This is a genomic window from Oleiphilus sp. HI0123, from assembly GCF_001635315.1.
This window is the reverse complement of record NZ_LWGE01000486.1, coordinates 1-722: the sequence shown is the minus strand read 5'-3', so window position 1 is coordinate 722 and position 722 is coordinate 1. Positions and strand designations below refer to the sequence as shown.

The window sequence follows — 722 nt, the reverse complement described above, 5'->3', positions numbered from 1 at the left end:
CGCAATGGGACAAGCAGCTGACCTACTCGCTCGGCTTTTGAAAGTCTTCGTAAAACTGCCTATACCAAACGTTAACTTGCTCGAAGTTAGTGAGTTAGAAATGGCCTTATCACTCACCGAGCAACAAGACACCTACTCTGCCGTTTGCCAAGGTTTTATCGGTTCGGGTATTAGTGGCGAAGCCTTGCTCATTTTCAGTGATTCAAGTTTTGGTGATATCGCCAAGCTGCTCGACTACAAAGGCGAAGTCGATCGCATGGTTGAGCTTGAGCTACTAATGGAAGTGGCCAGTATTCTAGTGGGCGCCTGTACTAACGGTATTGCCCAACAACTCGACACCACCTTCAGTCAAGGGCACNCGGTTGTTTTAGGGCAGCATGTCAAAGTAAGTGAATTGATCAAAGCCAATGCCAAGCGCTGGAAGAAAACACTCGCCATTGAAATCACTTACGAAATTGAAAACTACAACATTAGTTGCGACCTGTTATTACTGTTCACTGAAGATTCACTGGACAATTTGAACAAACGACTTTCCTACTTGATGGATTAATAGCCGAACTATGGAACGATCACAGATAGATATAAAAGAATTTCACTGGCTGATGGATATGCTGCAAACCATCGATGTCGGCCTCGTGGTACTGGATCGCAACTTTAGCATTAAAGTTTGGAACAGTTTCATGGAGAGCCATAGCGGCATAACTCCATTGCAGACCAAAGAC

Annotated in this window: 1 pseudogene; it reads left to right on the top strand. The window is 44.8% G+C overall.

Annotated elements, in window-relative coordinates:
• Window positions 1-550 (top strand): annotated as a pseudogene (locus A3761_RS26935) (response regulator); the annotation flags it as partial.
• Window positions 551-722 lie beyond the last annotated feature (172 nt).